This window comes from Paenibacillus sp. fava2 (genome assembly GCF_058313675.1).
In genome coordinates, this window is the sequence record NZ_CM177755.1 from 564097 (window position 1) to 586478 (window position 22382).

The window sequence follows — 22382 nt, forward strand, 5'->3', positions numbered from 1 at the left end:
AGTGATTCAGCAAGTGGCTCTTCGGGTAAGTAAAGTGTCAAGGTGTCGATGTTGCATGACATCTTACTCTCAGCCCAAATCACGACGAACCTGCTTCACCGGCAAGGCGGACCTCCAGAACTCTGGAATGATAGTCTAGGCGGATAATGCAAGCTACGTATGTGTACGGTTCTTATCTTGCATTTCGAGGTTACGGCGGACTTTTCATCATGCATTCTCTACAACGGAGCATTCATTTTCAATGTTTTGGGAGGGAACTGATCATGGCAAGTAAAGGTCATAACGAAGTCAAGGAAAGTCTACGGGAAATGACACGCATTTTCCGGCCCAAAGATCCCAAGAAATTTGTAAAGGAGTACGTCCGGAAGTATCGGATCACAGGAGGCTATGAAGAAGAGCTGACTATGGTCGTGGAGCATGAGATGGGCAGAATTAACTCATCTGTCTCCTGATTTACACACAAGGATAGTGTTCTGAATTGATGAAGTGAAATGTGCAATAACATCCATGAGGATTCTCATAAACCGTGCCCGGTTCAGCTATACTGCCGGATACGGTTTTTTTTGCTTGTTTTAAGGCATAACGAAGGACAAGTAGTTCATAATTAGTCAAGAGGTGAGATTGGCGTGAGACGTTATGTATGCGCTTACCTGATATTATACTCTACTTCTATCAAAAATGTAAGCGCTATAAAATGGCGTAAGGACAAGCTTTTTCAATTATAAAAAAGTATTTGTGAACTTGCTGTGAACGATTGACAAAACACCCCCGCGAACTTATATTAATAGTGATTGTTATAATTGACAGGAAAATCCTCTACTCTACGAAATCGGGAAAAGCGGGGTTGATCAATGATGAAAACGTGGCAGGCCGGAAAGCGGCTTCTTCCCATGACTGCAGCGCTTGGATTACTTCTGGCCGGCTGCGGACGGGAGGACCTGTCGGTGCTGAGACCGCAGGGACCTGCAGCCGAAGGCTCGTTCGATCTGATGAAGCTGGCGATTACGATTATGATTGTCGTACTGCTGATCGTTTTTTCAATTGCGGCCTATGTGCTTATCCGGTTCCGCAGAAAGCCGGGCCAGCGTGAAATCCCGGAGCAGGTGGAGGGCAATTTCAAACTTGAGGTCATCTGGACAGTCATCCCCCTGATCCTGGTAGTGATACTGGCTGTACCTACAGTCAAAGAAGTATTTGCCGCCGGCAATGACCATTCCAACGATAAAAATGCAGTCAAGGTAAAAGTGACCGGACACCAGTACTGGTGGGAATTTGAATATACGGATTACGGCGTAAAAACGGCGCAGGATCTGGTGATCCCCGCCGGCAAGGATATTGCTTTTGAGCTGAGTACTGCGGATGTGCTGCACTCCTTCTGGGTTCCTTCCCTGGCCGGCAAAATGGATACCAACCCTGATGGTACGGTTAACCGCTTCAGCTTCAGTGCGCCAAATGAAGGCGTTTACCGCGGTAAATGCGCGGAGCTGTGCGGACCCTCCCACGGGTTCATGGAGTTTAAGGTGAAGTCGGTCAGCGAGGCGGAATTTGAGCAGTGGCTGGCTTCGATGAAGGCTCCAGCCGTGCTGCCGGAGGATCCGCAGCTTGCCGAGAAGTTCAAATCGGCCTGCCTCAGCTGCCACGCGATCGGTGATCAAACTATGGGAAGCGGGCCGAACCTGACCGGAATCGGCTCCCGGGAATCGGTGGCGGGCATTCTGCTGAATGATGATACAGGTGTGGATGGTGCGCCGATCCTCGATAACCTCAAAACCTGGCTGCATGATCCGCAGGGCGTCAAGCCGGGCAATACGATGCCTGATCCCAAAGCGGACCTGGGCTTAACTGATGAAGAGGTCGATGGCATTGCCGAATATCTGGCCGGCTACACGCTGGACTAGAGCCGGGCACCGAATAGCGGAAGCAGCATATTTGAAAAGGGGGTACGAACCTTGGCTCAAACAGCGCAATCCCTGAATCCCGTCCGGCCGCCGGAGGCCGGTCACAGTGTGAAACGTTATACCGGGCTGATGGACTGGATCACTACCGTCGACCACAAAAAAATCGCCATCCTCTACCTTTGGGCTGGAGGTTTCTTTTTCGGAATCGGCGGGCTTGAAGCGATCCTGATCCGCATCCAGCTGATCAAGCCGATGAACACCTTTCTGGACGCGCAGACTTTCAACGAATTAATCACGATGCACGGGACGACGATGATTTTTCTCGGGGTCATGCCCGTCATCTTCGCGCTGATGAATGCGGTCATTCCGCTGCAGATCGGCGCGCGCGATGTGGCCTTCCCTTTTCTCAATGCGCTTGGCTTCTGGACCTTCCTGTTCGGCGGCCTGCTGCTCAATCTCAGCTGGGTTATGGGCGGGGCGCCCGATGCCGGCTGGACCTCTTACACTCCGCTATCCAGTACAACCTACAGCGCCACCCATGGGGTGGATTTTTATACGATCGGGCTGCAGATTGCCGGGCTGGGTACGCTGATCGGCGGCATTAACTTTCTGGCTACAATCATCACGATGCGTGCGCCGGGAATGTCTTATATGCGGATGCCGATGTTCGCCTGGACCACCTTTATCACCTCCGCCATCATTTTGTTCGCTTTTCCGGCTATTACAGTAGGGCTTGTCCTCCTTACCTTCGACCGGATTCTTGAAGCGAATTTCTTCAATCCTGCTACGGGCGGCAATCCGGTGCTCTGGCAGCATATTTTCTGGATTTTTGGCCATCCCGAGGTCTATATTCTCATTCTGCCGGCGTTCGGCATTATTTCCGAGGTCATTCCAACCTTTTCACGCAAAAGATTATTCGGCTACAGCTCTATGGTCTTCGCAACCATACTGATCGCCTTCCTGGGCTTCATGGTCTGGGCGCATCATATGTTCACAACCGGCCTCGGTCCGGTGGCGAATGCATTGTTTTCGGTATCGACGATGCTCATTGCTGTTCCAACGGGGATCAAAATCTTCAACTGGCTGTTTACGATGTGGGGCGGGCAGGTGCGTTTTACCACTCCGAATCTGTTCGCTGTCGGCTTCATTCCAACGTTCACCATGGGCGGAGTAACGGGCGTTATGCTCGCTTCGGCTCCGGCGGATTTCCAGTTTCATGACACCTATTTTGTCGTAGCCCACTTTCATTATGTTATTGTCGGTGGTCTGGTGCTGGGGCTGTTCGCCGGGCTGCACTACTGGTGGCCAAAAATGTTCGGGCGGATGCTGAGCGAAACCTTGGGCAAATGGACGTTCTGGACCTTTATTATCGGCTTCCATCTGACCTTTTTCGTCCAGCACTTCCTGGGACTCATGGGGATGCAGCGCCGCGTGTTTACGTACCTGCCGAACCAGCAGTTTGATACGCTGAATCTGGTTAGTACGATCGGGGCGGGGCTGATGGGTGTCGGAATGCTGATCTTCCTGTGGAATATCTTCATCACTTCCCGCAAACCGGCTGATGCCGCGGATGATCCGTGGGAAGACGGGCGGACGCTGGAGTGGACGATTCCTTCGCCGCCGCCGGAATACAACTTCAAGCAGACCCCGCTGGTACGCGGAATTGATGCCTTCTGGAAGGAAAAGCTGGCCGGTCACAAAAGCATGACGCCGTCCGAGCCGGTCGGTTCCATCCATATGCCGTCTGCGACGATTCTGCCGTTCCTGATGTCGGTGGGTATTTTTATCGCCGGGCTTGGCTTCATGTTCAGCCGTGACACATTTGGCAGCGAGGTGCTAAGCTTCCTGTTCAACAACTATATCGTGACCGGTCTTGGTCTGGTGATTACGTTCGGTTCGATGCTGATGCGTTCCTTGTTTGACGACCATGGCTGGCATATCGAGCCTGAAGAGCTGGAAGGAAGGTGAGTAGGGATGACGACTGTACATGCTGAAGCCGGAAAAGGTACCCTCCCGCATGAGCCTGAAAAAGCGACACTGGAGGGCCGTAACAAGGTGTTGGCCTTCTGGCTATTCCTCGGCGGGGAGGCCGTACTCTTCGGAACGCTGTTCGCCACCTTTCTGGCGCTGCGCAACTCGACGAACGACGGACCGTCTGCGGCTGAGCTGTTCCATCTGCCGCTGGTAGCGGCAGCAACGTTTCTGCTGCTGGCCAGCAGCCTCACCAGCGTGTTCGCCATTCAGGCGATGCACCGCAACAAGCCGAAAGAGCTGCGCGGCTGGCTGCTTATCACTGTGGTGCTTGGTGCGGCATTTCTTGCTCTGGAGATCTACGAGTTCAGTGTATATGTAAGGCATGAGGAATTCGGGATGACTACGAGTGCTTTCAGTTCGGCGTTCTACACGCTGGTCGGCTTTCATGGCGCACACGTTGCGTTCGGGATTGTGTGGATCGCCATCCTGATCGGGCAGCTCGTCCGCAAAGGACTGACCGTAGTAACGGCGCCCAAAATCTACGTATCTGCGATGTACTGGCATTTCATCGATGTCGTGTGGGTATTCATTTTCACGGTAGTTTACCTGCTTGGAAAGGTGGGCTGAGCCATGGCGACGGAACAGCATTCGCAGGAGGGCGGCGGCGTGAAGCACCGTCACCGGCACGAGGGACCGCAGCGCCATATCGTAGTGTTTGTTTTTTCGGTGCTGCTGACACTGCTTGCCTTCGCGGCTGTAGCCGCCGGAGGGGTTAACGCCACCTTTGCCGTCATTTTGCTGCTGGTAATGGCTGCGCTGCAGGTGGTGCTGCAGATGGGCTTCTGGATGCATTTGAAGGACAAAGGGCATCTGCTGCCGATTATTTTCATGCTGGGCGGTTTTTTTATCGCCGGAACCTGCATTGTTATGGCTCTGTACTGGGTCTGGTGGGATTAGCGTTGTATTCAGGAGGCCGGCTGGAGCTGCTGCCTCTTTTTGCTGTCGGGGGGTTCAACGGTAAGCAGGGAGGTGCTCAGGCGGGTGGCCGCTGACTGCAGTTGGTGTCCGTAATCGGCGTGAATGCCGCATTCTTTAATACTCTTGATGGAGGGGGACTGTCCGATGCTTGGCTTGCAATACTTCAGCTTTGCCGATCTGTGGAGTCCGCTGCTGCTGGCGGCAACGCTGCTGCTGGCTGCGGGGTATCTGGTGCTGATCGGGCCGCTGGCTCAGCGGTTCACCGGCTCAGCGGAGGTTCCGCTCCGGCAAAGAGCGCTGTTTCTGGGCGGGCTGCTGGTGCTCTATCTGGCTCAGGGCGGTCCGGTCAGTCTGCTGGGACATATCCTGTTTTCTTTTCATATGGTCAGTATGGCGCTGTCTTATCTGATTGCGGTGCCGCTGATGATGCTGGGGATTCCGGAATGGTGCTGGCGGGCCCTGATGAGGGTCAATCCGCTGCGGAGGCTCTCCTTTCTTGCCCATCCTGTGGTGGCTGCGCTGCTGTTCAACGGACTGTTCTCGCTGTATCATATCCCGGTCATTCACGACTATGTAATGCTGCACTTTACGGTGCACCGGTTGTACTATGCTGCGCTTTTTGTGACCTCGGCGCTGATGTGGTGGACGCTGATCAATCCGCTGCCGGAGCACCGGAGGGCCGGAGGACCCGTCAAAATCGGCTTTATTTTTCTCAATATGGTGCTGCTCACACCGGCCTGCGGGCTGATTATTTTTGCAAGCGGTCCGCTCTATGCTACCTATAGTGATCCAGATGTCTGGGCGCGGGCGATGGGCTATTGTGTCTCCGGTGATCCGGGGGCGCTGCTGCAGGCTTTTGGCGGACCGGGATTCTTTGGAGGGCTGTCACCCAAGGTGGATCAGCAGGTCGGCGGAATCGTGATGAAGTTCATTCAGGAATTTATTTTTGCCTCGATGCTTGCTTATGTGTTCTATCATTGGTATAAAAAAGAGAACGGGCAAGACGATCCGGATCTTTCCGGACCCTCCGGCGAGATGGGGGATGGCGCATTGACCCGGGTATAGCTGGCAAGCACCGAGGAGGATAAGCATGGATATCTTTACAGTGTTTCCAACGATCAGTACATCGTTCATCGTAATCAGTGCGGTGCTGGTGGCTATCGGCTGGAGACAGATCATTACAGGCAAACGTGAAGCGCACAAGAAGACAATGATCGCCGCCGCCGTGGCTGCAACTCTGTTTTTCATTGTGTACATGTCAAGAACGGTATTTGTAGGAAATACATCGTGGGGCGGACCGGAGCATCTGTCGACGCTGTATCATATTTTTCTGATCTTCCATATCGTACTGGCCACCGTCGCCGCCGTGTTCGGGATCACGACACTGGTCTGGGGCTTTCAGGCCAAGTACGCGAAGCACCGCAAGCTGGGCAGAATCACGGCTGTGACCTGGTTCATTACAGCTATCACAGGAGTCGCGGTATATGTGCTGCTGTACATATTTTATCCGGGCGGCCACACCAAGCCGGTCTGGGATGCTATCTGGGGCTTCTAATCTTATATGCATGTAGGCGAATCGGCCTGCGCACAGCTATATCCACTAGGGAACGGGCTGCTGCGCAGGCCTTTTTATGTGTGCGGGAGCTGCGGGGAGGGTGGAATAACCGGATTCCTCCCTGTAGGGGCGGACAGATATATGGAGGCCGGCTTGCCCGGGGTTACGTGGGTGGGCAGGCGGTCGGGTGAATTAAAGGGAAAAATCCCTTTAATGGCGCCCGGAGGAGGGTGGAATGAGCGGATTAAAGGGAAAAATCCCTTTAATGGTACCCGGAGGAGGTTGGAATGAGCGAATTAAAGGGAAAAATCCCTTTAATGGTACCCGGAGGAGGGTGGAATGAGCGAATTAAAGGGAAAAATCCCTTTAATGGTACCCGGAAGCGGGTGGAATGGACGAATTAGAGGGAAAAATCCCTTTAATGGTACCCGGAAGTGGGTGGAATGGACGAATTAGAGGGAAAAATCCCTTTAATGGCGCTCAGAAGCGGGTGGAATGGACGAATTAAAGGGAAAAATCCCTTTAATGGCGTTCGATGGAGGTTGGATGCCATACGTCCAGAAATCCCCCCAACACCGCATCCTTTAGACCTCGCTCCCTATCGAACACATCCGCCAACACGGATCACGAATAGTCCACATCCCTCAACCCCAATCCTTTAGTACCGTATCAGCCAACCTAGCAATCCGAGCAGACGATGCGCATTACCCATTCTTATCTAGAAAGTTCACCCTCGGTTAACCCCCGCCTCTATCAATCACATCCTCCAACCCGGATTCCCAATAGTCCCCTTAAAACCGCAACTATAGTACGTTCGCCGGCCCGGTAATCCAATCAGCCAGCGTACGTTACCACCTCGTTAGCCAGCTACATCCACCAATCCTGATTCGGCGATAGACCGCTTCGTTTAATCCACATCTTTTAGTACCGCATCCACCAATGTAGTAGTCCGACCAGCTAATCCCCTTAACCTCCGCCAACCCCAGCCCTATCGGGCACCTGGGCCAACCTTCCCCAATCGGCCACGCCTACTAAATAGTGCTTCTTCTTCTGCCCTCTCCCTATAATGTTCCGGCACTTTCCATCTTCCCGACAGGCCTGCTACTCCCAGTCTAGAACCGCACACTAAACCCGTTAAAGGTATGGGTGCCTGTGCCGAAGGAGATCAGATTTTCCTCTCTCAGTGTCTTGGCGGCGAGCTTTACCTCAACCAGGATCTCCGGGTTCAGTCCCAGCGTATTGTGAGAGCCGAAGACTTTAGTGACACCGGGGATGTCTGCGATTCGCTCCCACGAACGGACCAGGTCTGCGGGACTTGTCGAAGGATAAAAGGCATAGACTGGCGTCTCATCATACAGCAAGTCACCTGTAAACAAATAACCGGAGGCTCCCTCAAAAAAGCACACATGTCCCGGTGAATGCCCCGGCGTATGATATACCTCAAGGCTTCTCCCGCCCAGATCAATGATCTGGCCATCCTTTAGCAGCCCGGCCGGTCTGCCGCAATAAGGGGTATAAGTATCTGGATGAAAGCCCTCCGGCAGCGGCTGGCACAGATCGCGCACGAGATCCGCTCTGATATGCTCAATCGATAAGCCCTGGATGCCATGGATTAGCCAATCACAATCGCCTTCATGCACATAAATTTGGCTGAACAGCCCGTGGCCCCCGATATGGTCGGTATGGACATGGGTGGTGAGGACACAAACCGGGAGTGGGGTCAGCTTGCTGGTTACCTCATGGATATTACTGATACCGAGTCCGGTATCAATCAGGGCAGCCTTCTGCTGCCCGAGCAGCAGGAAGGAATGGACCTTCTCCCAGTGCCCGTATTCACTAATGGCAAAAGTGGATTCATCTATGCGCTGCACCGTAAACCAAGGATTATTCATCATATATGCCCCCTGAATAATGTTTGTCCTAAACCGTATCTTCACAGTAGCATAACCGGCTGCAGTAAAGAATTCCAAGATTTTCTTATAAAACTATTGACGGTGGAAAAAACAGGACATATACTGTGTATATAGATATACACAGTAAGCACACAGTAAGCACACCGGATATCTAACGAACCTCAAGTTATCCAACGTTCAAGTGTACCAGCTGATACACCGGAAGCCCGCGACACACTGTGCTGTATATCTGCTGAATTAAAGTGAGGTTAAAGCAAAATGACAAACTTAAGACAGGCTTGGATCATGGTAAGAAGCGATTTCAACGGCGACAGGCTGAAGTTATTATGGATGCTGCTATGGGCGCTGCTGTTCATGGGTTACATGGGCGGGCTGACCAGTATGATCATCCAGGATACGCTGGATAACGGTGACGGGAAGATTCTTGCCGACATCATGTTCATGACAGTCATTCCGATGCTGGGGTTCACCTTTTCCAAGCGGACAATGAAGTATCTGACGGAAGATTCTTATACCCGGATGCTGGCGTATATGCGCACCTTGCCTATTCCGACTGCTGTGATTCTCTGCAAAAGAAAGCTTCACGCAGTCAGCTCTATCGGGCTGAACGGAATGATTTTCTTCGGCCTTATCTACGGCTTCAGCAGTAACATTCGTCAGGAGCTGCCGTTTACGGATTATCTGGCTTTTGTACTAACGTGGATCGGACTGGGGCTGATTGTTGCAGGGCTTTACATTTTTATCGAGCTGCTGGCAAGCGGAAAAGCCTACTTCATCTACGTGATGCTCTTTACTTTCATTTACATCGGGACGGCAGTGCTTACCTGGCTGGCGGGCGGAAATCTTATTTTGTACACTGTCAGCTGTTCGAAAGAGTGGGGGCTGCTCTCCCCGCTGATGTGGGGAACACTGCTGCTCGGTACCTTATCGGTTCAGCTCTTCTCCGCATGGACGATACACCGGCTGAAGAGCCGCGATCTCGTATGAGAGGGCGGAGGTAAGGATGTGGATACCTATTCAAATTAATGAAAACAGTGCCGAACCGCTATACTCGCAGATCGAGACACAGCTGCGGTCACTCATTATAGGCGGCAGTATCACAGAGGGAACGCTGCTTCCTTCTATCCGTGAATTTGCGGGTGAGCTGAAATGCAGTGTCATTACAGTCCGCCGGGTCTATCAGGATCTGGAGAATGAAGGGCTGCTGCGGACGAGGCAGGGCACAGGCACATTTGTCTCTCATGTCGGAGCAGGTGCGATGGAGGAATACAAACGGGATGCAATCCGCAAAGCGCTTGAGGGTGCAGTCGATGTAGGGCTGTCTGTACAGTGCAGCGCAGAGGAGCTGACCCGGATGTTCACAGAGGTTGTAGAGAATAAATACAACACAAAGTCATGAAGGGTGGGGCGTTTCATGGTACAGCAAGCCATAGAACTGAGGAATGTAAGCAAGAAGCGGCATAAGCGGATGGTCGGGCCGCTTAATCTGAGCCTTCCGCAAGGCTATATAACCGCGCTGGTCGGTCAGAACGGCTCCGGCAAAAGCACACTGCTGCATATGCTGCTGCAGCTGAGCTTCCCGGAGAAAGGCGAGATCCGCTGGTTCGAACAGAATCATCCCGGAGGGCTGCCGCTTGCGCTCCGTCAGGGAATGGCCTATGTGCCGGAAACCTCACAGCCGGAGGAGAATTACTGGACGGCAGAGGAGGCGGCGGATTTCCGCCGGCAGTGGTATCCTTCCTGGGACCAGAAGTACTTTGAAGAGCTGGTCCGGAAATTCGAAATTCCGCAGGATGCCCGGCTGGGCAAAATGTCCAAGGGGGAAAGGCGCAAATTCGAAATTGCTGCGGCGCTGGCCGCACGGCCCCGCCTGCTGCTGCTGGATGAGCCTTCTTCCGGACTTGATCCGTTTGCCTGGAAGATCATGATTGAAACGCTGCGCAAATTTATGGATGACACAGACGCAACAGTGCTGATCTGTACTCATATTGTTGAAGAAGTGCGGCGGCTCGCCGATTATATTGTGCTTATGCATCAGGGACAGTTGCTCGGCATGGCCGAGAAAGACAGCCTGTTCGGCTTATGGAATGAGGTATGGGTGAATGCGGCGGATGAGTCGGAGCTGCAGGAGCTGGCGGCAGAGCTTCCGGAAGCCTTGCATTTTGGCTGGGAGCAGCCTGGCGTAGCCTCTTTTATAATCCGGGAATTTTCCCGGAATGAGAAACGCATCCTGGATCTGGGCGTAAAGGTACTCAAGAGCCGGGCACTGGAGCTGGATGAAATACTTAGCCTATGGACACAAGGACACCGTCCGGTCCTGTTAGACCAGAAGAGAGGGGATTAACCAATGGAAGCTTTGAAGCTGGAACATGTAGTGAAGCAGTACGGTGATAAGACGGCGGTTAACGGTATTAATCTGAAGGTAGAGCAAGGCGAGATTTACGGGCTGCTTGGTGCGAACGGAGCCGGCAAAACAACAACAATGCGCATGGTGCTTGGCCTGATCTATCCCGATGGGGGAAAAATTCTCTATAACGGCAAGGAGTTCAGCAATGAGCTGCAGCATCTGATGGGCTATCTGCCCGAGGAACGCGGCCTGTATCCGAAGGTGAAGGTCAGCGATCAGATTATCTATCTTGCCAGGCTGCGCGGAATGGCTGCCGGCGATGCAGAGAAGAGCCTGCGTTACTGGCTGGACCGTTTCGAGGTTCCAGAGTACTACAATAAGAAGATTGAAGAGCTGTCCAAGGGCAATCAGCAGAAAATGGGCTTCATTGCCGCCGTTGTCCACAAGCCGCAGATCCTCGTGCTTGATGAAGCATTCAGCGGACTGGATCCGGTCAATGTAGAGCTGCTTAAAGATACGGTCAAAGAGCTTCGTGATCAGGGCACTAGCATCCTGTTCTCCACCCACCGGATGGAGCATGTGGAGGAGCTGTGCAGACACATTACGATTCTTGACCGCTCCAATACAGTGGTGCAGGGCGATATCCGTGAGATCAAGAAGGGGTATCCGCGGGAGGAAGTCATTCTGCGGACGGCCGGAGAAGTTGCAGGCCTTGAAGGAATTGCCGGTGTTACTGCAGTCCAGCGGCAGGAGCGGGGTTATTCAATATCAATCAGTGATATAGGCGCAGCACAGCGCATTCTGCAGCAGGCTGTTCTTGCCGGCGAAGTTGAGCATTTCGAGATTAAAGAACCGACGCTAAACCAAATCTTTATCAGAGCGGTGGGTGAATCAAATGAATAAGATGGGAACGATTATCGGATTTACATTTAAGAATAAGGTGAAGACCAAGGCCTTTCTTGTAACAACGCTGATTCTTGTTATTCTGCTCAGCATCGGGATGAACATTCCTTATTTCATTAAAGTGTTCAAGGGTGAGGATAAGGCTGATGGCGGAAACCGCAGCCAAATCGCGGTAATCGCAGAAACGGGTAATCCTGCAGCTGAGCTGCTCCTGTCCTCTTCTGCCCCTCCAGTACCAGCTGATCAGGAGAAAGACGCCTTTGCTGTAACGTTCGTGTCTTATACTTCTGCTGATGATGCGGCATTGAAGGAAGGCCTGGATAAAGGCGACATCGAAGGTTACCTGACCTTCGGGGAGGCAAGCGGTGAGGGCCTGCCGCCGGTAACCTATCACAGTGAGGACGGCGAGCTTGGCGGAGAACTGCAGACCTATCTGCAGAGTGCCCTGCAGGCGGTAAATACACAGCTGATTGTCGGTGACAAACTGACGGACAGCCAGGTTGCCGCTATGTATGCCCCGGTAACGATCGGTACGCAGGAGCTTAGCGCCAGCGGAGCCCAAGAAGGGGAAGAGGCTGAACAGACGGCCGCAACGATCAACTATGTAGTGGTGTACGTGCTTCTGATTCTGTTCTTCATGTCGATTATGATGACAGGCAATATGATTTCGGCGGAAGTAACCTCGGAGAAAAGCTCGCGCATCATGGAGATTCTCATTACGAGCGCTTCCCCGCTGACGCAGATGTTCGGCAAGGTAATTGGTATCTTCCTGGTCGGACTGATGCAGATTGCAATTATTGCACTTAGTGTGACCGCCAATCTGATGCTGCCGCATAACTCCGGTATCCTGGCTGATTTTGAACTGGATCTGAGCCAGCTGAATATTGGACTGCTGGTTTACGGACTTATCCTGTATATCCTGGGCTACTTCCTGTATGCCCTGATCTATGCGGCGGTGGGATCGATTGTCAGCCGTACTGAGGACCTCGGCCAGGCGGTAACGCCGATTATGATGATCGGCTTCGTGAACTTCTACGTTCCTTTATTCAGTATCTGGGCTCCTAATACAACCCTGGTCAAGGTAGCCAGCTTTATCCCGTTCACCTCACCGCTCAGCATGCTGCTGCGCATCGGAGTCGGCCAGGTCGCTTTCTGGGAGATCATCGTTTCACTGGTTATCCTGCTGGCAACTACCTTTGCGTTCGGCTGGCTGGCGGCGAAGATCTACCGCACAGGCGTCCTGATGTACGGCAAACGCCCGAGCATCAAGGAAATCAGAAAAGCAATGAAGGCTTACAAAATCTAATCATACAAAAATTAAAAATAAGAGGAGCAACCCAACATGATGAACAAAAAAAATCAGAACATTCTTTTTCTTGCAGTATGTGCTTTTAACATGATTATGTTTGGTCTTGTAATCGATACAGGCGGTTCCCCGGTGCGTGACTTCATCCAGGGGCTGACCGTAGGCCTAAGCGGGGCAGCAGTCTTGGTTATGCTGTGGGGGCTGGCAAAGGAACGCAGAAGCAGAGCGTAACGGTCATCCTGTACTTATCCTGGAAACTTTATAGTAAAGTGTCTCAAGCCTCCTGATTTTGCTTAATTATATTGTGTTCATTAGTAGACTATATAAGCTGAAGGAGACAACATTGATGAAAAATTGGAAGCAAATGCTATTCTCTCTTACTCTTTCCGCAGGACTGCTTACCGGGGCAGCAGCCCCGGCTCTGGCTGCTCCGCAGCAGCCGGCGGTAAAGGTGGATAACCAGACCGTAGAATACAAGACAGGATCACCGGTCAACAATCAGGGTACAATGCTTGTTCCCCTTAGAGCTACGCTCGAGGCTATGGATGCGAAGCTGCAGAATGCGGCTGGGGACACCATCTATGCAATCATTGACGGCAAAGCCGTAACATTAAAAAGCAAGCTGACGGTAATCAACGGTGTGACCTATGCACCTGTCCGGGTTCTCGGCGATGCCGCAGGTTACGAGGTCAGCTGGGATGCGCAGACCCGTACTGTTATTCTGCAGACCAAGACTGCAGCTGGAGCCAGCCAGACCGCAGTAAATACTGCAGGCGGCCGCGGCTTCATGTGGGAAGTCGAAAGCAACGGCAATACCGTGTATCTGGTCGGTTCCATGCATATTGCTGATGACAGCTTCTACCCGCTGAGCCCGGAGTTTGAAGAAGCTTTTGCCGAAGCCGATTACCTTGGTGTAGAAATCGACATCAGCAAAGCAGCAGATGAAGCACAGCAGAAGCTGGTTCTGGACATGGGGATGTACCAGGATGGCACTACACTGAAGGATCATATCTCCGGTGAGACGTATGCCAAGCTTGGCGTGGTGCTGAAGGAGGCAGGTCTTCAGGCAAATGCACTGGATAAATTCAAGCCATGGGTAGCGGAAACAACGCTCAGCAGCCTGAAATCAGCGACGGCCGGCTACGAGGCTTCCTCCGGAATCGACTTGTACTTTATACAGAAGGCAATTGAGCGTAAACTTCCGATTGTAGAGCTGGAATCCTACGAATCCCAGCTGGGCATGTTCAACAACTTCTCCAAAGAGCTGCAGGAGGCTAACCTGCTCGCGGCGATCGAAAACTACGATGTGATTGATGATAGCATCGATGTGATGGCTGAGATCTGGAAATCAGGTGATGATGAGCTGCTGCTGCAGCTGACCAACAGCTTTGCCGGGAATGCGGAATACTACAAGGCAATGCTGGTTGACCGCAATATCGGTATGGCCGACAAGATTGAAGGATATCTCAAAAACGGTAAAAACGAGGAGTATTTCATCGTGGTCGGCGCGGCACATTATCTGGGCGAGCATGGCATTGTGAAGCTGCTGCAGGATAAGGGATATACAGTAGTCCGGAAATAGAGGCAAGAATAGAAACGGGTGTCGTCCTGACAGGACTGATACCCTTTTTTATTTGGCGTAAATGGCTTAATCTGCCGGGGACTGGTGATCCGGCCGGCAATAGTGTACCTTTGTACTAAGGAGTGGTAATCTTGAACATTAATCTAAAAACACCTGTACTGGTCGCTGTCTCCGTCCTGCTGATTATAGCCAGCAGCCTGCTGCAGCCGGAAGGGAGCACACTGCTGGGAGCGCTGCAGACGCTACTGCTGGGCTTGGGCATTCTTGGCTGTCTGATGGCTTTCCTGCGGTTTGCCAAGAGCAGTAAAAATAGCAGCAGCAAAGGGAAGAAATCGAAGCAATTTAAAGAACTGAAGAGAAAAAGATGAAAGAAAGCGCTATTCAGGAGGTTTCTTCCCTTCCCGGAGGTTATTCCGCCCGGTTTGGCGATTTACAAGCGGATGCTCTTAAAGGTATGATACATCTGTTTAACCCCAATTAAATAGAATATCCGCTTAATTTCCGTCTACGGAAAGCGGGGGAACCAACAACCGGAGTCAGGGTGCAAGCAGACCGGCCGGTTATGGGGTGAATCCTGGCAGCTGCGTGAAGTGCGAAATCTCAATGCAGCGGACAGGTAGGGCGACTCTCAACGCCCGAATCCGGCAGCTAACCTCGTAAGCGTATTGCAGAGAGGATCAGCGCATTGTGACCGTTAACTGGACCACAAAGGGAATCCTTTGTGGTTTTTTGCTGTGCTTTTATAGATCTGTACAGATAGAGATGAGGGGAAAGGGGAGACGGAAATGGACGTTCAGGAAGAATATGTGCTCATCTGTGCGCCGACAAAGGCGGGAGAGCAATTTATCAAGCTGCTTCAAATGAAGGGCTGCAGATTTGCCGGGCTTGCCAATAATCCGGCCGAGAAGCAGCGGCTGGCGGAGCTGGGGGTTGAGAAGATTTTTGAGGTGGATACCCGGCTTCTGAACACCTGGCTCAGACCGCCGTTTCCGGTAGGCCGGATCTATCTGTTCGAGAGCAGTGTCGCTTTATGCTGCCGTTATGTGCAAATGTGCCGCACGTGGACGAGCGGGCCGATTTCCGTAATTACTACCTCCATGAGACCGAGGTTAGTCTATAAAGGGCTGGGGGCAGACAATGTCATCTACAGCCACAGCGGGCAGGTCGGCCATCTGGCTGCAGAATGCGAATAAAGATACACCGGCAGGCACAAAAAAGGTATTCCCCGGGCTTCGGACCAGGGAATACCTTTTTATTTATACTGCGGCCAATAGGCTGTTATCTGGCGGCGGCAATCAGTTCCTGAAGCTCAGGCAGGTTGAAGCCTTTAACAGCACGGTCGCCGGATACCGTTACAGGGATACCCATAAAACCGAGCTTTTCGACTTCCTCCTGATAGACTGCGCTGGCCATAATGTCGCGTACCTCAAAAGGAATACCCTGACTGGTGAGCAGCTGCTTGACCTGATTGCAGTCACTGCAGCCTGCGGTGGAATAGACAATTACCGGCTGGCTCATTGCTCAACGGCCTCCTTGATGGCACTGCGGGTGATTTTCCAGTGGGAGGTGTTCCAGCTCACTTCGCTGCCGTCCAGCAGGAAAATCTGCGGGGATTCATGCTTGATGCCGAATTCTTCGGCGATCTGATTGGAGACCGGACGGTCCTCAATGACATGGACAATCGCTGCAGGCGTATCCGAGCTTTGGACATAAGCCTGGAACTCCTCATGCGCTTTGGCGCTGATCGGGCAGGTTGTGCTGTGCTTGAAAAGCAGTTTTTTGCCGGGTTGCCCGACATATTGGTGCAATTCATCAGAAGTATGCAGCTGTTGAATAGACATCGAATATCGACCTCCTGGGATACAAGATTAGTATGGGGTACTGCCGGTTAAGAATAGCTGTTAACCTGTAACTATGATTGTAGCATAGTTCAAAATTAAAGCAAAAAGGCTTTTTCCCGGGTGGATGTCCGGAACGTTGTAAAAACCCGGGGGCCATGCTAAGGTGAGAAAGACAGGCCTAATAGCCGAACAGACCTGATATGAAAGAGGTGTATATTCTGATGCCGGAACTGAAAGCCCTTGCACTGGGCAGCTACAGCGAAGTGAAATATCATCCTTTTGCCGGAGTGGACCAGGCGTTTCAAGAGATTTTGTCGCCTGCATTTACGGTTGAGCCTTCCGAGGATTTCGGGCTGCTGAACCCGCAGACACTGGCTGACTATCCGCTGGTTGTGTCTTACGCTGAGTTTTCTGATCACAAAATTGCTCCGGCCCATAGCGGCGCATTGCTGTCTTACGTCGCCGGGGGCGGCGGCCTGCTGGTGGTTCATAACGGTATTTCCATGCAGCGAAATCAGGAGCTTGGAGTGATGCTGGGCGGGCACTTTACCCATCACCCTGCCTATACAGCGCTCGGAATCAATATACCTGCGGCGGTACGGGAGCATCCGATTGTCCAGGGGATCGAAGATTTTGAGATTGAGGACGAGCCGTATTATTTTGACATGCAGCCGTACTTCGAGACTACTATTCTGGCAGAGTATCTGCACGGGGGAGCAATGCGGCAGGCGGCCTGGTGCCACGAATTCGGGCTTGGCCGGGTTGTCTACCTGATGCCGGGGCATCACTTGCCGTCCTTCTCCATCGAACCGTTCCGCAGACTGATCAGCAGAAGCGCCTTATGGGCAGCCAGGCAGCTGTAATCCGGCTGGAGTGGCCTGAAGCAGCAGGGCTGCCGGGTAAAGTGAAAAGCGGGAAGCGGCATGTTAATCATGCGCTTCCCGCTTCTTTTATAAGGGACGGATTATTAAGCTTCGCCGGAATCTGTCCGGGGCTTCCCGGCAACCGGTACAACCTCGTTATGATATAGCGCTTCCAGCACTTCGTTCTTCAGGCTGTCGGTGAAGGCGCTCCAGGTTTTTTTGCCTACGCCCAGCTCGTCGCGTCCAATGGACTGCAGCGTATCCAGCCAGACCCGTTTATCGTTAATGATGCCAAGCTGCTCCTGGATGTTCTTGTAGTAATCCTCATGGGTATGGAATTTCTGATTGAGTGCAAAAGAGGCGGCATTTGCGGTGTAGCGCAGCTCCTTGGCGGTAATCCTCAGGTCATGCAGCGCTTCAAAGGCTTCAGCCGATACGGCATCCGGTCCCTTGAACAGTGCCTTGCAGGTTTTTTTCTTCTGATCGAAGGCAACCTCAAGCTCGCGCATAACGACGTTGGCATCCTTTTTCAAGACCAGGGACTCCAGCGGTCCAGCCAAAAAATCGTTCCACAAGCCGTCCAGTTCCTTCCCAGCCAGCTGCGGAAGCTCGGCTTCCAGCTTTTTGCGGTACTTTTTGCGCTGATCCTTCTGGTGTTTGATGACAGCCTTCAGCAGCCCGGCAGTCTTGTCATCGCCGTCCTTCTTGGCCACTTTGCGCCGTTCCTTGAACGATTCAATTAACACGTCAGCATCCCGGACTTTACCGAGCCGCTTCTGGGCTTTTTTGAAATTGGAGTATAGCTCTCCGGCGGCAGAATGGTCAGGATCAAGGATCGACAGCAGGGTCAGCAGCTTGCGGCTGTTCACTCTCGCCTGGTGAATATCCTCCTCGCCGAAGTCTTTGAGCGCATCCTTGCTGTAATCGCGGAAATTCACATACAGCTTGATCATCGCCTGTTCCCACTGCCGGGTTTTATTCGTCTGCTTGTCCTTTGCCAGTTGGTCTACGGTCATGCGGCATCACTCCTATACGTTGTGTATTGCTGTTGCATGAGCTTTGGCACAGCCTCGTTCTAATGCTGGGACCTTCTTCCTTGATATAAGGATAACGGTTGCCGGAGCGGAATTCAAATGACTTTACAGCTCTTTATGGGCGCAGACGGGGCGATGGGGTACAATAGAGCAAACTTAACAGGAAAAGGGGAATCATCAGTGGGTTCATATGAAGAAGCAGGAGGACTTGGCAAACTGTTTGAAGGGCAAAAGCAGAGCTCTGCAAGTGAGCTGCCTTCCCAACTGGTGCTATTCGAGCATCCGGCGGAGAAACTGACAGCTGCGGAAGCCGGCGATATGCTGGTTCCATTCGCGTTCGAAGAGGCGCTGTGCCGCGATGTCGGAGCCGGGCTGGTCCCGCCGTGCCTCCATATCTGGAGCCATCCCGGCGGGGTGGTGCTCGGGCTGCGGGACAGCAAGCTGCCCCATGCGGAGGCAGCGATGGCCGGACTGGAGCAGGCCGGCTTCCGCACGGCTGTCCGCCATTCCGGCGGGGCGGCCGTGCCGCTCGACACAGGCGTTGTGAATGTGTCGCTCATTCTGCCGAAAGCTCCAGGCAAGCTGGACTTTCACGATGATTTCCGGCTGCTGGCTTCGCTCATTGCCGAAGCCGCAGCTGCAAGCCATCCGCAGGCGGCTGCACAGATCAGGGCAGGCGAAATCGCCGGCTCGTATTGCCCCGGCGATTTCGACCTGGCCATCGGCGGCCGCAAATTCTGCGGCATCGCCCAGCGCAGGCAGAGCGGCGCGTACTTCGTGCACGCGTTCGTGGTGGTCTCCGGCTCCGGGCGGGAGCGCGGAGAGCTAATCCGCGGATTCTATGAGACTGCGTCCGGAGGGGACGAGTCGCTTGACTATCCGCGGGTCCGCCCGGAGACCATCGCCGCCCTGGGCGAGCTGGGCGGACCGGATGCGGCGGCCGCGTACGCCGCAGGCATCCGGCAGGCCGTAGCGCGCCGGGGCGTACAGCTGACTCCGGCCGGCAGGCTGCGGCAGGAGACCGGCTATGATCTCCAGTATAGCGATCCGCGTGTACTGGAGACGGCAGTGACGCTGCGGCAGCGTTATGCCCGCTGAAAATGCGGGCTTGCTGCTGCGAGCTTGCCGTTTGCCGGAGGCGCTCCTGAGGCGAGGCTTGCATTCGCATTTCGAACAGGCTTCTTAGGGACTATGCGCATTCAGCATAGCTCCCTTAGAAAGGCTTCAGAATCTGCGGATTAGTCACTGTCAGGTAAGCTAAGTGGAAAAACGCCAACTAATTCGCCGAGGAGCCCTGCTACCGGGAAACTAGTTGGAAAAACGCCACTTAATTTCAGCAAAATGGCCTGTAAAGCGATAAATGGCCCGAAATAAGTGGCAATTTTCCAATTAATAGTCTTAAATGACGCGAAATAGTGGAATTAAGTGGCGAAAATCCAACTAAGCTCATGGACACTGCACACTCAGTACATTCGCCGCACCAGCAGCACTCGGCACACCAGCAGCACCCGCCGCACCAGCAATATCGCCACACTTCCAAATCCTGCCACGTTCGCCGCATTCGCAACACCAGCCATACCTGCCGCACCACCAGCACCCGCCGCACTAGCAGCCCTGCCACATAAACCACGCCATCACATCCGCCACACCTGTCCAGCCCGTCACAATGTAATTACCGCTGCAGTTACTCCTACAGTTCCCACTATGTTCCCGCCAACTCCAGGCTTTACGAGTACAGCTCCGGCCGCCGGTCAGCGAAGACAGGGATCTGCCTCCGCACCTCACGGACTTTGTGCAGGTCGATTTCACCCGTTACAATCTCTTCTCCCTCCCCGGCTTCACATATCACATCACCCCAGGGATCAATGATCATGGAATGGCCGGCGAACTGGTTCGCCGGATCGGCGCCCGCACGATTGCAGGCGATGACATAGCATTGGTTCTCGATGGCCCGGCTGATCAGCAGGGCGCGCCAGTGGGCAAGCCGCGGCTCGGGCCATTCGGCGCTGACGAACAGGAGCTCAGCTCCCTGGGCGGTGTGGGCACGAACCCACTCCGGAAACCGGATATCGTAGCAGATCAGCCCGGCACACCGGGCATTGTCCAATGTGAACAGCCCCTTGGCTTCACCGGGCTGAAGATACAGATGCTCATCCATCAGCCGGAACAGATGCAGCTTGCTGTATTCACCAGCCAGACCGCCGCTGCGGTCAAAGACGTACATGCTGTTGGTAACGCCGCCAGGCTGCCTGCTGGCTACCGAACCGGCGACAATATGAACGCCGAGCTCCTTCGCCAGGCCGGACATCAAGGCCTTCGTTTCCTGGCCTTCAGGATCAGCGATGTGCTCCAGCCGGGTCAGATCATAGCCGGTCGTCCAAAGCTCCGGCAGGATCAGGCAATCAGGCCCTGCGGCGGCGGCTTCCCGGATGCGCTGCTCTGCAGCCGCATAATTTGCAGCGGGATTGCCGAATGCTATATCAAGCTGGATCAGGGATATTTTCATATGTCAGCCTCCTCAGACAGAACGTGAGTGTATAGTTCGAAATTATAGTTGGATCTGCTGATAAAGCAACCTGCAGTTTGGAGGATCAAGGAAATTAAAGATTAATAGTTGACGGGTCAATTAAATAGGTGTAAACTAATTTTCGTCAACAAGATTTTGCGCAATCTAATGTTTGGAGGAGGATGCGATTGACGGGATATCAGTCTGAGGATGATCAGATTCTTGAATTGCTGCAGGCACTGAACAAGGGCGTCAGCCCGAAGTTTGAACGGTGCGCAGGCATCAGTCCCACGCGGCTCCGCCTGCTTCACCAGCTGTTCCAGGTTGAAGAGATCAGCCAGATATCGCTGCAGCGGGAAATTGATATTGACCCTGCCGCCATTACCCGGCACCTGAAGGGTCTGGAGGAGAGCGGAATGATCAGCCGCCGAAACAATCCTGCCGACAACAGGGTCACTCTGGTCTCGCTGACACCGCTGGGGCGGGAGCGGGTGCATTGCTACAAGGAAGAGAAGAAGCGTTTTATCAGCAGTCTGCTGGCCGGCTTTGATGAAGCCGAGCGGAAGACGCTTGAAGACATGCTTATCCGGCTGCAGCATAACATCAATGCAATGTAGCCTTATACCATACACTAACCAACTAAAGGAGCGTATTTTTCATGACTACAACAACTAGAACCAATGATTTCAACTCCATCATTACCGGCCGCCGCTCGGTGCGCCAGTACGATCCCGGTGTGAAGATCAGCAAAGAGGAAATGACCGAGATTCTTACCGAAGCTACGCTGGCTCCGTCTTCTGTTAACATGCAGCCTTGGCGTTTCCTCGTCATCGAAAGTCCTGAGGCCAAATCCAAGCTGGCTACAATCGCCAAGTTCAACCAGGTGCAGGTGGAAACCTCCGCTGCCATGATCGCTGTTTTTGGGGATTTGAACAACTTTGACTATGCCGAGGAAATTTACGGTACTGCCGTAGAACGCGGACTTATGCCGCAGGAAGTCAAGGAAGGCCAATTATCCCGTCTGGCTGTTCATTTTGCGAATCTTCCCGCAGATATTAACCGGGAGACTGTAATGATTGATGCCGGTCTCGTCTCGATGCAGCTGATGCTGGCTGCCCGTGCCCACGGTTACGATACCAATGCCATCGGAGGCTTCGAAAAAGATCAGATCGCTGAACTGTTCGGAATGGACAAAGAACGCTATATTCCGGTTATGCTCATTTCCATCGGTAAAGCTGCAGCCGAAGGCTACCAGTCTGTACGCCTGCCAATCGACAAGATTGCCGAGTGGAAATAATAATATATACTCATATACAGGAGGATGAACAATGATTATTATTCATGCTACACTTCAAGTTAATCCTGAGCGTGAAGCCCAGTTTCTGGCTGAAGCCGATGCTTTGATTGCTGCTACACACCAGGAGGAAGGCAATGTTTCTTATGAGCTCTACAGACACACCTCCCGCAGTAACGTATTCATTATGGTTGAAGAATGGCGTGATGCCGAGGCTGTAGCCGGCCATAATGCAAGCCCGCACTTTACCGGCTTTGCCGCCAAGGCAGCGGAATTCCTGACTGCTCCGCTTGATGTTAAGGTATATCAGGGCGAGCCGGTGGGCAAGTAACAGGGTCTGTATCATTTAAAAAGCCTGAGAGTGAAGAAAGAAGGTCATCCTGCATGA

26 protein-coding genes and 1 riboswitch are annotated in these 22382 nt (G+C 53.0%); of the genes, 21 read left to right on the forward strand and 5 right to left on the reverse strand.

Going from position 1 to position 22382, the window contains the following annotated elements:
- Positions 1 to 263 precede the first annotated feature (263 nt).
- The 7 genes from AC4G46_RS02605 (at position 264) to AC4G46_RS02635 (ending at position 6405) form a co-directional block, all read left to right on the forward strand.
- Positions 264 to 452: a hypothetical protein gene (locus AC4G46_RS02605; RefSeq protein WP_039869425.1), complete on the forward strand. Its 189-nt coding sequence runs from the start codon at positions 264 to 266 to the stop codon at positions 450 to 452.
- Between the two features lie 399 nt (positions 453 to 851).
- Positions 852 to 1898, forward strand: coding sequence for a cytochrome c oxidase subunit II (coxB, locus tag AC4G46_RS02610; RefSeq protein ID WP_491126564.1), 1047 nt, complete (start codon positions 852 to 854; stop codon positions 1896 to 1898).
- Positions 1899 to 2027: 129 nt separating this feature from the next.
- The gene (ctaD, locus tag AC4G46_RS02615; protein ID WP_221802178.1) at positions 2028 to 3866 is read left to right on the forward strand and encodes a cytochrome c oxidase subunit I; all 1839 of its coding nucleotides are present in this window, start codon (positions 2028 to 2030) and stop codon (positions 3864 to 3866) included.
- 6 nt (positions 3867 to 3872) lie between these two features.
- Positions 3873 to 4499, forward strand: coding sequence for a cytochrome (ubi)quinol oxidase subunit III (locus tag AC4G46_RS02620; RefSeq protein WP_068723116.1), 627 nt, complete (start codon positions 3873 to 3875; stop codon positions 4497 to 4499).
- 3 nt (positions 4500 to 4502) lie between these two features.
- Positions 4503 to 4829 (forward strand): cytochrome C oxidase subunit IV family protein, encoded by a 327-nt coding sequence (locus AC4G46_RS02625; protein ID WP_068723118.1) that lies wholly within the window; start codon positions 4503 to 4505, stop codon positions 4827 to 4829.
- 165 nt (positions 4830 to 4994) lie between these two features.
- Complete coding sequence (gene ctaG / locus AC4G46_RS02630; RefSeq protein WP_491126565.1) at positions 4995 to 5915, forward strand: cytochrome c oxidase assembly factor CtaG; 921 nt, start codon at positions 4995 to 4997, stop codon at positions 5913 to 5915.
- A gap of 25 nt (positions 5916 to 5940) precedes the next feature.
- Positions 5941 to 6405, forward strand: a complete 465-nt coding sequence (locus AC4G46_RS02635) for a DUF420 domain-containing protein (protein WP_491126566.1) — start codon at positions 5941 to 5943, stop codon at positions 6403 to 6405.
- A gap of 1112 nt (positions 6406 to 7517) precedes the next feature.
- Here AC4G46_RS02635 and AC4G46_RS02640 read toward each other — a convergent pair.
- Positions 7518 to 8300: an MBL fold metallo-hydrolase gene (locus AC4G46_RS02640; RefSeq protein ID WP_491126567.1), complete on the reverse strand. Its 783-nt coding sequence runs from the start codon at positions 8298 to 8300 to the stop codon at positions 7518 to 7520.
- Positions 8301 to 8576: 276 nt separating this feature from the next.
- On the opposite strand from AC4G46_RS02640, the gene AC4G46_RS02645 reads away from it, so the two are divergent.
- From AC4G46_RS02645 to AC4G46_RS02685, 9 genes are all read left to right on the forward strand, one after another.
- Positions 8577 to 9305, forward strand: a complete 729-nt coding sequence (locus AC4G46_RS02645; RefSeq protein ID WP_491126568.1) for a hypothetical protein — start codon at positions 8577 to 8579, stop codon at positions 9303 to 9305.
- A gap of 16 nt (positions 9306 to 9321) precedes the next feature.
- Entirely contained in the window at positions 9322 to 9717 is a 396-nt protein-coding gene (locus AC4G46_RS02650) for a GntR family transcriptional regulator (RefSeq protein WP_491126569.1), read from the forward strand.
- A 15-nt stretch (positions 9718 to 9732) separates the two neighbouring features.
- Positions 9733 to 10662, forward strand: a complete 930-nt coding sequence (locus AC4G46_RS02655) for an ATP-binding cassette domain-containing protein (RefSeq protein ID WP_491126570.1) — start codon at positions 9733 to 9735, stop codon at positions 10660 to 10662.
- A 3-nt stretch (positions 10663 to 10665) separates the two neighbouring features.
- Entirely contained in the window at positions 10666 to 11568 is a 903-nt protein-coding gene (locus AC4G46_RS02660) for an ABC transporter ATP-binding protein (protein WP_491126571.1), read from the forward strand.
- Positions 11561 to 12874 carry an ABC transporter permease gene (locus tag AC4G46_RS02665; RefSeq protein ID WP_491126572.1) on the forward strand — a complete coding sequence of 438 codons (1314 nt, stop codon included), beginning with the start codon at positions 11561 to 11563 and terminating at the stop codon, positions 12872 to 12874. The genes AC4G46_RS02660 and AC4G46_RS02665 overlap by 8 nt, the downstream gene beginning before the upstream one ends.
- A gap of 36 nt (positions 12875 to 12910) precedes the next feature.
- Positions 12911 to 13105, forward strand: coding sequence for a hypothetical protein (locus AC4G46_RS02670; RefSeq protein WP_491126573.1), 195 nt, complete (start codon positions 12911 to 12913; stop codon positions 13103 to 13105).
- Between the two features lie 115 nt (positions 13106 to 13220).
- Positions 13221 to 14456, forward strand: coding sequence for a TraB/GumN family protein (locus AC4G46_RS02675; protein WP_491126574.1), 1236 nt, complete (start codon positions 13221 to 13223; stop codon positions 14454 to 14456).
- A gap of 131 nt (positions 14457 to 14587) precedes the next feature.
- Entirely contained in the window at positions 14588 to 14824 is a 237-nt protein-coding gene (locus AC4G46_RS02680) for a hypothetical protein (protein WP_491126575.1), read from the forward strand.
- Between the two features lie 113 nt (positions 14825 to 14937).
- Positions 14938 to 15136, forward strand: a riboswitch (cyclic di-AMP (ydaO/yuaA leader).
- Positions 15137 to 15241: 105 nt separating this feature from the next.
- Positions 15242 to 15649, forward strand: coding sequence for a hypothetical protein (locus AC4G46_RS02685; RefSeq protein WP_491126576.1), 408 nt, complete (start codon positions 15242 to 15244; stop codon positions 15647 to 15649).
- Positions 15650 to 15734: 85 nt separating this feature from the next.
- Here the strand turns inward: AC4G46_RS02685 and AC4G46_RS02690 are convergent, their stop codons facing one another.
- Positions 15735 to 15974 (reverse strand): glutaredoxin family protein, encoded by a 240-nt coding sequence (locus AC4G46_RS02690; RefSeq protein ID WP_491126577.1) that lies wholly within the window; start codon positions 15972 to 15974, stop codon positions 15735 to 15737.
- The gene (gene ytxJ / locus AC4G46_RS02695) at positions 15971 to 16297 is read right to left on the reverse strand and encodes a bacillithiol system redox-active protein YtxJ (protein WP_491126578.1); all 327 of its coding nucleotides are present in this window, start codon (positions 16295 to 16297) and stop codon (positions 15971 to 15973) included. The genes AC4G46_RS02690 and ytxJ overlap by 4 nt, the downstream gene beginning before the upstream one ends.
- A gap of 221 nt (positions 16298 to 16518) precedes the next feature.
- On the opposite strand from ytxJ, the gene AC4G46_RS02700 reads away from it, so the two are divergent.
- Entirely contained in the window at positions 16519 to 17160 is a 642-nt protein-coding gene (locus AC4G46_RS02700) for a ThuA domain-containing protein (protein ID WP_491126579.1), read from the forward strand.
- Between the two features lie 104 nt (positions 17161 to 17264).
- Here AC4G46_RS02700 and AC4G46_RS02705 read toward each other — a convergent pair whose 3' ends face one another.
- Positions 17265 to 18176, reverse strand: a complete 912-nt coding sequence (locus tag AC4G46_RS02705) for a CHAD domain-containing protein (RefSeq protein WP_491126580.1) — start codon at positions 18174 to 18176, stop codon at positions 17265 to 17267.
- Positions 18177 to 18293: 117 nt separating this feature from the next.
- Here AC4G46_RS02705 and AC4G46_RS02710 point away from each other — a divergent pair, with 117 nt between their 5' ends.
- Entirely contained in the window at positions 18294 to 19292 is a 999-nt protein-coding gene (locus tag AC4G46_RS02710; protein ID WP_491126581.1) for a lipoate--protein ligase family protein, read from the forward strand.
- 628 nt (positions 19293 to 19920) lie between these two features.
- Here AC4G46_RS02710 and AC4G46_RS02715 read toward each other — a convergent pair.
- On the reverse strand, positions 19921 to 20700 hold the full coding sequence (locus AC4G46_RS02715; RefSeq protein ID WP_491126582.1) for a carbon-nitrogen family hydrolase: 780 nt from the start codon (positions 20698 to 20700) through the stop codon (positions 19921 to 19923).
- A gap of 182 nt (positions 20701 to 20882) precedes the next feature.
- Here AC4G46_RS02715 and AC4G46_RS02720 point away from each other — a divergent pair, with 182 nt between their 5' ends.
- The 3 genes from AC4G46_RS02720 to AC4G46_RS02730 are packed head-to-tail and all read left to right on the forward strand — an operon-like array spanning position 20883 to position 22325.
- The gene (locus tag AC4G46_RS02720) at positions 20883 to 21317 is read left to right on the forward strand and encodes a MarR family winged helix-turn-helix transcriptional regulator (protein WP_491126583.1); all 435 of its coding nucleotides are present in this window, start codon (positions 20883 to 20885) and stop codon (positions 21315 to 21317) included.
- Positions 21318 to 21358: 41 nt separating this feature from the next.
- On the forward strand, positions 21359 to 21997 hold the full coding sequence (locus AC4G46_RS02725; RefSeq protein WP_491126584.1) for a nitroreductase family protein: 639 nt from the start codon (positions 21359 to 21361) through the stop codon (positions 21995 to 21997).
- A 31-nt stretch (positions 21998 to 22028) separates the two neighbouring features.
- Positions 22029 to 22325 (forward strand): putative quinol monooxygenase, encoded by a 297-nt coding sequence (locus AC4G46_RS02730; protein ID WP_491126585.1) that lies wholly within the window; start codon positions 22029 to 22031, stop codon positions 22323 to 22325.
- Positions 22326 to 22382 lie beyond the last annotated feature (57 nt).

Bases quoted from the DNA above. Each gene is read 5' to 3' on its own strand.
- AC4G46_RS02605 (WP_039869425.1), top strand. From the start codon at position 264: ATGGCAAGTAAAGGTCATAACGAAGTCAAGGAAAGTCTACGGGAAATG.
- coxB (WP_491126564.1), top strand. From the start codon at position 852: ATGATGAAAACGTGGCAGGCCGGAAAGCGGCTTCTTCCCATGACTGCA.
- ctaD (WP_221802178.1), top strand. From the start codon at position 2,028: ATGGACTGGATCACTACCGTCGACCACAAAAAAATCGCCATCCTCTAC.
- AC4G46_RS02620 (WP_068723116.1), top strand. From the start codon at position 3,873: ATGACGACTGTACATGCTGAAGCCGGAAAAGGTACCCTCCCGCATGAG.
- AC4G46_RS02625 (WP_068723118.1), top strand. From the start codon at position 4,503: ATGGCGACGGAACAGCATTCGCAGGAGGGCGGCGGCGTGAAGCACCGT.
- ctaG (WP_491126565.1), top strand. From the start codon at position 4,995: ATGCTTGGCTTGCAATACTTCAGCTTTGCCGATCTGTGGAGTCCGCTG.
- AC4G46_RS02635 (WP_491126566.1), top strand. From the start codon at position 5,941: ATGGATATCTTTACAGTGTTTCCAACGATCAGTACATCGTTCATCGTA.
- AC4G46_RS02640 (WP_491126567.1), bottom strand. From the start codon at position 8,300: ATGATGAATAATCCTTGGTTTACGGTGCAGCGCATAGATGAATCCACT.
- AC4G46_RS02645 (WP_491126568.1), top strand. From the start codon at position 8,577: ATGACAAACTTAAGACAGGCTTGGATCATGGTAAGAAGCGATTTCAAC.
- AC4G46_RS02650 (WP_491126569.1), top strand. From the start codon at position 9,322: ATGTGGATACCTATTCAAATTAATGAAAACAGTGCCGAACCGCTATAC.
- AC4G46_RS02655 (WP_491126570.1), top strand. From the start codon at position 9,733: ATGGTACAGCAAGCCATAGAACTGAGGAATGTAAGCAAGAAGCGGCAT.
- AC4G46_RS02660 (WP_491126571.1), top strand. From the start codon at position 10,666: ATGGAAGCTTTGAAGCTGGAACATGTAGTGAAGCAGTACGGTGATAAG.
- AC4G46_RS02665 (WP_491126572.1), top strand. From the start codon at position 11,561: ATGAATAAGATGGGAACGATTATCGGATTTACATTTAAGAATAAGGTG.
- AC4G46_RS02670 (WP_491126573.1), top strand. From the start codon at position 12,911: ATGATGAACAAAAAAAATCAGAACATTCTTTTTCTTGCAGTATGTGCT.
- AC4G46_RS02675 (WP_491126574.1), top strand. From the start codon at position 13,221: ATGAAAAATTGGAAGCAAATGCTATTCTCTCTTACTCTTTCCGCAGGA.
- AC4G46_RS02685 (WP_491126576.1), top strand. From the start codon at position 15,242: ATGGACGTTCAGGAAGAATATGTGCTCATCTGTGCGCCGACAAAGGCG.
- AC4G46_RS02690 (WP_491126577.1), bottom strand. From the start codon at position 15,974: ATGAGCCAGCCGGTAATTGTCTATTCCACCGCAGGCTGCAGTGACTGC.
- ytxJ (WP_491126578.1), bottom strand. From the start codon at position 16,297: ATGTCTATTCAACAGCTGCATACTTCTGATGAATTGCACCAATATGTC.
- AC4G46_RS02700 (WP_491126579.1), top strand. From the start codon at position 16,519: ATGCCGGAACTGAAAGCCCTTGCACTGGGCAGCTACAGCGAAGTGAAA.
- AC4G46_RS02705 (WP_491126580.1), bottom strand. From the start codon at position 18,176: ATGACCGTAGACCAACTGGCAAAGGACAAGCAGACGAATAAAACCCGG.
- AC4G46_RS02710 (WP_491126581.1), top strand. From the start codon at position 18,294: ATGACTTTACAGCTCTTTATGGGCGCAGACGGGGCGATGGGGTACAAT.
- AC4G46_RS02715 (WP_491126582.1), bottom strand. From the start codon at position 20,700: ATGAAAATATCCCTGATCCAGCTTGATATAGCATTCGGCAATCCCGCT.
- AC4G46_RS02720 (WP_491126583.1), top strand. From the start codon at position 20,883: ATGCGATTGACGGGATATCAGTCTGAGGATGATCAGATTCTTGAATTG.
- AC4G46_RS02725 (WP_491126584.1), top strand. From the start codon at position 21,359: ATGACTACAACAACTAGAACCAATGATTTCAACTCCATCATTACCGGC.
- AC4G46_RS02730 (WP_491126585.1), top strand. From the start codon at position 22,029: ATGATTATTATTCATGCTACACTTCAAGTTAATCCTGAGCGTGAAGCC.